Origin of the sequence: Leptolyngbya sp. FACHB-671, assembly GCF_014695745.1 — a bacterium.
GTDB lineage: Bacteria > Cyanobacteriota > Cyanobacteriia > Elainellales > Elainellaceae > JAAUTN01.
In genome coordinates this window covers 1-6,233 of record NZ_JACJOV010000087.1, presented here as the reverse complement: position 1 = coordinate 6,233, position 6,233 = coordinate 1, and the positions used below count along the sequence as shown (strand labels likewise).

Sequence of the window (6,233 nt, the reverse complement as noted above, 5' to 3'; positions counted from 1 at the left end):
CAGCTTAGTAAATGTCATCGCAATCGCTGTTTGATGCACTCATACTGGAACTGTAGCGAGCATAGCTCAACTTAACCACCCCCTATCCCTAGTGCCGCTGCGTAAGTCCTGTTTCCCTTACTTTTCAGGGCGTTGCACAAATTGAGAAGGACGCGGAAATTCCTGACGTGCGAATCGCCTGCTTTGGGGGCACGGCATTGCCGTGCCCCTACGAAAATCATTCATTAAATCTGCAACGCCCTTTTCACAATGGTGTTGTTGGCGTTTCATCTAGCAGGTTGGGTGCAGGGGCAGCGGCATCATTGGTCAGGTTTCCTGGAGTACTCAACAAAGCGATTGTAGCGTTTACTACTAATTGAGTTGCTCCGGTTAGGAAAGGGCGATCGATCTTGTCGAGTGTGTCTGTGGGTTGGTGATAGTTAGGATTGCGGTAGTTGGCAGTGTCTGTCACCATGACTGCGCCGATGCCTTTTTGCCAGAAGGGGGCATGATCGCTTCGCAACAAATCAGGGGTAAGCGGTCCCAACAGCGGAATCGGTAAGCTCAAGACCTGAGGCAAATCTGACTGACTGGTTTCATGGAAAGCGTTGATCAGGGACATGTGACCGCGATCGCCAATTACCGCCAAAAAGTCTCCCCGATCGGTAGGTGGGCTGATGGGCAGCCCAGCGGGATATTGCTGACAGCCCTCGGTGTGACAGGCAAACCCAATCATATCCATCACGATCGCGCCTTCTAAATTTTCGGTCAGGCTATCATCTGCCGCATAGGCTAGGCTGCCGAGCAGTCCGACCTCTTCCAGGTCAAATAGGGCAAGCTTGAGTGTTCGCGGAGTGGGAAGTTGTCCCAGTAGGCGAGCCGTTTCCAGAACAGCTGCGATCCCAGTAGCGTTGTCGTCCACACCGGGCGATTGCTCTATGGAGTCGTAGTGTGCTGCGACCAAGATTGCCCCAGCCGATGGATCGGTTCCTGGGCGCTCTGCCACGACATTTACACCATTCTCAAAGGTCTGGAACTGAGGCAACCAATCCGCTTCCCGTAAAGCCGAGGCAATGTAGTCGCGGGTGCGGCTCCGCTCTGCTTCGCTGTGTCGCTTAAAGGCAAGTGCCTCGACATCCGCCAGCACTCGATCAGGGTTGATGGTGGGTGCCTCGATCGGAGCAGGCATTTCTGCACGTGATTGGGGCGATCGCGAACGGACGGGACTTTGCTGAAAGCTGGTTTCTAAAATCTGAGGTCGGAGTTGAATTCCGTGCCAGTTCCACCCGGTGATGATTCCTACTAGCGTGACGAAAAATAAAGCCAACCAAATTCCCAGCTTCCTCATGTCTGCGTCCTGCTAATTTGCCCAGTTTTCATTTTATGAGTTCTACCCAAGTCATGCTTGTTTCAAATCACAACTTAATTAATGAGAACTATAATTCTCACTTTCGGTATCGCTACATTAGAAATGCTGCCCTGGTTACAAATGCCCGACATTGCCGATGTGATGTACAAATTTCATGGGGGCATGGTATTGCCATGCCCCTACAGAGGAGATTGAGATCCGTGAATCAAATCCATATTCAGCAACGCCCGATGCCCTTCCTTTAGCTAGAACCTAGAACTCCAGTCATTGATCCTTGCTTCAGCTGCTCTACAAACGCTGAATATTCCGGTGAGTTTAATCCCACTTGCACCACTTCTAACACTCGTGCCATCTAGTTATTCAATAGTGCCTCGACTGCCAACCACAAACCTGGAAACATTTGACTGCGAATGATCCCATCTGTATCAGGCATGAGTTGCTGATAATCTCCATCTACCGATTGGAACCACTCCAGTTGATTCTCAAATGCTTCCCAGATGATATATCCCAATACTCCATTGCGACGATAGGCTTGCTTTTTGCTGCCTGTGTCGATTACCCCTTTGGGGAACTGTGAAGCAACCGCTCTCAGGACGAGTTAGGCGATCGCCACTTTAAAGCGGTGGCAGGTAATTATAAGCCGAACTGATTTGGGAGTAGGACGATCGACTAACCATCTTCAAATCCTCGGAATCGTCTAATATCGCTCACTGTAGTAGATCTAATATATCGAGTTGAAACTCTTGCACGGTAAGAGTTCCAACTCGATATATTGGATTAGTCAGCCTGGTTATCGGGTGAGGATCAGCATCGCAATGGTAGCGATCGCCTTGAAAGATGTTCCTCCAATAAGGATGTACGTGGTGTGATACACGATCAATTGGGTGTTTAGGCAGATTTTGTATGAGTGAGTGCCCTGTCTATCCCAGTGACCGGTGTAAGTACTGCGGTAACCGATTTCTTGTGAGGGGTTGTCAATTGTTCAAACTGACTACTGAGCCAACCATATCCTCTACCAATGCAGGTGGGGCAAACAGCGCCACAGTTTTCTCCTTGGTCGTCGCAGATGATTACTTTTGCTGCCTGCATTTTGAAAACGCGATCGCATGTTCGGCAAACTTGTTGCTTGCCAACCCGATCATTACATTCAACTTGGAGTTGCATAAGATTTTCCCAAAGTTTAGAAATGAGTTTATAAAGAGGTGAGGTTAGCGGTCGCTAGGTTAATTACTTGAGCCAAAGCTCAATGCTACAAAGGTAAAGGCGATCGCCAGACCGTGCGTCTATCTTAGGAATAAACTTTGGGGAGAACGAATCCATATGAGCTTAATGCAGGGTCCCTCGATAGCGCAGTTGCCGCTTGAGCGCATAGTGTTCGGCAAACTTGGGAATATCGCCCCGATGTCCCATCAGAATCACCGTATCGCCTTCCTGAATTACCGTGCTGTGGTTGGGGTGGACAAACGTACTGCCATCGCTTCGACGTAGCGCTACCACAATAAAAGTGCCTCTGCCGCGCACCTCAATGTCACTCACCATGCCACCGACTAGAGGTGAGTCTTTAGGAACTACCAACTCATCAAGCTGGACATCAATTTCTGCTAACAGTTCACTTAATGTACTGCGACCGTCGTTTTGATCGAGAAAGTCGATTGAGGCTGGATGAGTGATCATGTGCGCCATTCGCAAAGCGCCGATTGTAGCAGGCAACACTACGTGATCAGCTCCTGCCAATCGCAGCTTTTTTTCAGTGGTGGGAAATTCACCCCGCGCAATGATTACCAGGTTAGGGTTCATTTCTCGTGCCGTTAATGTAATAAATACATTAGACGCATCATCTGGTAATGCAGTAGCCAATACTTTGGCTCTCAAGATTCCGACAGCCTGTAGAATGGTTTCATCGGTAGCATTGCCAATGCGAACTAGATAACCCATTGCTTCGGCTTTGGCAAGGCGATCGCTATTGTTATCGATGATCACAAAAGGTTGACCCGATTCCATCATCTTCTTTGCCAGAATCTGCCCAATCCGACCAAAACCACAGATGATCACATGCTGTTGTAAGGTATCAATTCCTTTTGCTATCCGCCGAGCGTCCAGAGCGCGGTTGATTTCTCCCTCAGTGACCATCTGGACAAACCCTCCTACCATGTAAACTGCTGACGAAGTCCCTGCAATGATCACTAGAATGGTAAAAATCTTGAGTGCCGGGGATTCAATTGGGCGAACTTCACCATACCCGACTCCGAAAATGGTAATGACCACCATGTAAACGGCATCGAGCAATGCCCAACCGGCGATCGTGTAACCTGCGATCGCCACAACAATGGTAATAACAAAAAAGACAGTGCCAAGCAGAATGCGGCGAAAAGACTGGTGCAAATTGGGTTGCCAGCAGGGGTAACGCTCCTACCGATGCGACAATCTTGCCACCAGTAGCTGAGTGCCAGGTGTAGCAGATTATACCGAAGGGAGGGGATTAGGGCGAGAAGAAAGACATTTCCTCTTTCATCCTTTCTTCCTCCTATTGCACCTGCGGCGAAGGTTCTGGAATCACCCCTGCGTAGGGGAAGTTGCTCACAGAACGCTGTAACTCTGCCAAAGAGCGGTTATAACCTAAAATCGCTTGTACTCGGTTAAATTCTGCCTCGGTTAAGTCAGATTGCGCGATTAATACGTCTGTTTGAGTCCCTACACCCGCTTGGAATCGCAGTCTTGCCAGTCGCAGGGCTTCCCTTGCCTGTTCCAGGGCTAAGGACGCAGTTTGAATGTTCTCGAAGTTAGCTTGCAGATTAGAGTAAGCGCTTTCTACATCAAATCGAATCTGGTTGCGCTGCGCTGCAAAATTGGTTTCGGCGATCGCAATATTGGCCTCTTCCTGAGCTGCTTGCGCCCTGGCAGCGCCTCCATCAAACAAACTCAGATTGAACTGAGCGCCAAACTGATAATTGTCTTGTACGGTTTGATCCTCGTTTAAGGTGTCCTGCACGTTATAGCTCGCAAACAAACCAATCTGAGGTCTCAACTGAGCCAAAGCAGCCCGTCGTTGAGCGTCACTAACTTCGCGCTGCACAAGCTGTTGCTCTAGCTCAGCCCGATTTCTGATTGCTAAGACGATTGTTTCTTCGAGGCTCAGATCCCACAGGTCTGCCACCTCCACGGGATCGGCTGCTGCCACCTCTACCGACTGAGCCAAGCTCAGCGTTTGGACGATTTGACGACGGGCAATCTGGCGTTGGCTGAGGGCTTGGGTAAGCTGCTGTCTAGCATTTGCCACGTCCACTTGGGCTTGCAGCACGTCAAACCGCGTTCCTACCCCTGCTCGCTCCAGTGCCTCGGCATCGCGCAAACTCTGCAACGCCTGTTCTAGTGCTGACTCTTGAATTCGCACTTGCTCATCTGTTTCTTGCAAGTCGTAGTAGTTATTAATGACATCTAGACGCAGCTGCTCTTCCTGGGCTTCGACCTGCAGTTCCTGAAAACGAACCTGTCCCTCAGCTGCCTCAATCAAAGCCGGTCGCCGACCTCCAGTAAACAGCGTGTAGTTGAGTTCTACCGCACCTCCCAGGACGACGTTGACATCATCCTCGTCTGATTGTCCGCTGCCACCTTGACCTCCCTGAAGCTGATCCAGAAAATCCTGTAATGCCCCTGAATCTTGCTGCTGCGTGTTTTCCTGGAAAGTCAGATTTGAATTTAAATCTACTGTGGGTAGATTGTTTGCCTGTACCTCCCGCAAAGCTGCCTGTGCCCGCTCTAGTTCTAGCCTGGACACCTGAAGCTCACGGTTGTTACGAACGGCCAGATCAATTGCTTGTTCTAAGGTAATGGGCTGAGTTCCAACAATTTCTACCTCTTCAGGTTGAGTCGGAAACTGAAGTGGATTGGGGCTGGGATTAAGGTATTCTGGTGCCGCCTGAATCAAGTTTTCATCGGCTGTTTCTGCCTCTGCTTCCGCTTCTGCTTCTGCCTCGTCATCTACCTCTGCTTCATCTTCTGGGGGGGCAGCTTCGTCAGAGGAGTCTAGGGATGGGGCGGGCGATGTTTCCTCAGTCTCATCTCCTGCTGGTAGATCTTGGGATAGTTGCTCTGATACTTCTTCTGATGCCGTTTCTGACGATGTTTCTGGCGTTATCTCTCTTTCTGACTCATCGGCAGAAGCATCATCCGGGGAGGTAGATGCATTGCTAGGTTCCTCTGCATTGCCAGGTTGCTCCGTCGGCTCCGCTGACTCGGCATCAGCATCAGCGTTAGATTGATCGCTTGCTGCGGTTGGCTCTGTTTCTGCGGCTGGCTCTGTTTCTACAACAATGGCTTCTGACTCGGAGTCATTTTCAGGCTGGGCCGCTTCGTCAGCTTGAGCAACTTCGACGGTTGCAGCAGAGTCTAAAGTCGTTGCGATCGCCCCAATCGAATTTTCGTGCTCAACCTCATCCTTGCCGTCAAGTCCACCAAGACGTGCAGGAGACTGAGCAGAAGCTGAGTGCAGGGGACTGAGAGCAATGATGGTGCCAACACTTACAGCAAGAAGAGAAAGAGAAAATCGCATGTTGTATATCTTTCAGTCCAGATGTTTAGCGGCAAAAGAGAAGCCTTAAGCAGAATACTGGCTGACCGCCAGAATTGGCAAATGACTTCCTGTGAAGCCATTTAAGTGCAGTTTAGGTAAAAATTAGGCGCTCGCACTTCATCCACCTGGTTAATCTTTCCAGGGGAAGACGACAGGTAGGGGTTGGGAGCTAGGGACTGGGAGCTAGGGGCTAGAATGCAGCGGGATTGTAAATTAGATTGTGTCAAAGGTCAGAAATGAGATCTAATGAACTACTGAACCTGAGACATTGGGACTATGACTTTTCGACCTGAATTACTGGATGAATTGCTCAAA

The 6,233-nt window shown here is 49.8% G+C and carries 6 protein-coding genes; 1 reads left to right on the top strand and 5 read right to left on the bottom strand.

The window, feature by feature from the left end:
- Positions 1-244 precede the first annotated feature (244 nt).
- Positions 245-1,327 (bottom strand): M28 family peptidase, encoded by a 1,083-nt coding sequence (locus tag H6F93_RS11430; protein ID WP_190680802.1) that lies wholly within the window; start codon positions 1,325-1,327, stop codon positions 245-247.
- Positions 1,328-1,408: 81 nt separating this feature from the next.
- Between H6F93_RS11430 and H6F93_RS34625 the strand changes: the two genes are divergently transcribed.
- Positions 1,409-1,543, top strand: coding sequence for a hypothetical protein (locus tag H6F93_RS34625; protein ID WP_277882841.1), 135 nt, complete (start codon positions 1,409-1,411; stop codon positions 1,541-1,543).
- Positions 1,544-1,700: 157 nt separating this feature from the next.
- On the opposite strand, the gene H6F93_RS11425 is transcribed toward H6F93_RS34625, so the two are convergent.
- The 4 genes from H6F93_RS11425 to H6F93_RS11410 form a co-directional block, all read right to left on the bottom strand.
- On the bottom strand, positions 1,701-1,904 hold the full coding sequence (locus H6F93_RS11425; RefSeq protein WP_347277280.1) for a Uma2 family endonuclease: 204 nt from the start codon (positions 1,902-1,904) through the stop codon (positions 1,701-1,703).
- 332 nt (positions 1,905-2,236) lie between these two features.
- Complete coding sequence (locus H6F93_RS11420) at positions 2,237-2,512, bottom strand: hypothetical protein (RefSeq protein ID WP_190642950.1); 276 nt, start codon at positions 2,510-2,512, stop codon at positions 2,237-2,239.
- A gap of 162 nt (positions 2,513-2,674) precedes the next feature.
- Entirely contained in the window at positions 2,675-3,730 is a 1,056-nt protein-coding gene (locus H6F93_RS11415; RefSeq protein WP_190680800.1) for a potassium channel family protein, read from the bottom strand.
- A gap of 142 nt (positions 3,731-3,872) precedes the next feature.
- Positions 3,873-5,897, bottom strand: a complete 2,025-nt coding sequence (locus H6F93_RS11410) for a TolC family protein (RefSeq protein WP_190680798.1) — start codon at positions 5,895-5,897, stop codon at positions 3,873-3,875.
- Positions 5,898-6,233: the final 336 nt, after the last annotated feature.